At 75.3% G+C, this 542-nt stretch carries 1 protein-coding gene; it reads left to right on the top strand.

What is annotated here, in order from left to right; genetic code table 11:
- A partial coding sequence (locus IF30_RS0140485; RefSeq protein ID WP_030248263.1) for an HAD-IC family P-type ATPase occupies positions 1-542 on the top strand: 542 nt, incomplete at both ends.

The following is a 542-nucleotide window of genomic DNA, read 5'->3' as shown; positions in this document are numbered from 1 at the left end:
CTGGCCCGCGCGAAGCGCGCCGCCGAGGCGGCGGGCCGCACCGCGATCGCGGTCGGCTGGGACGGCGAGGCCCGGGCCGTCCTGGAGGTGGCCGACGCGGTCAAGCCGACCAGCGCCGAGGCGATCGCCAGGCTGCGCGCCCTCGGCCTGACCCCGGTCCTGCTCACCGGCGACCACCGGACGGTCGCCGAAGCCGTCGCAGCCGAGGTCGGCATCGAACCGGAGCACGTGATCGCCGAGGTCATGCCGCAGGACAAGGTCGACACCGTCAAACGGCTGCAGGCCCAGGGCCGGGTCGTCGCGATGGTCGGCGACGGCGTCAACGACGCCGCCGCACTCGCCCAGGCCGACCTCGGCCTGGCCATGGGCACCGGCACCGACGCCGCCATCGAAGCGGGCGACCTGACCCTCGTCCGCGGCGACCTGCGCTCGGCCGCCGACGCCATCCGCCTCTCCCGCCGCACCCTCGCCACCATCAAGGGCAACCTCTTCTGGGCCTTCGGCTACAACGTCGCAGCCCTGCCACTGGCCGCCGCCGGACT

Source organism: Streptomyces sp. NRRL S-350, from assembly GCF_000719705.1.
Taxonomy (GTDB): Bacteria; Actinomycetota; Actinomycetes; order Streptomycetales; family Streptomycetaceae; genus Kitasatospora.
The sequence above is the reverse complement of the archived record's forward strand: the minus strand, read 5'-3'. Positions and strand labels throughout refer to the sequence as shown.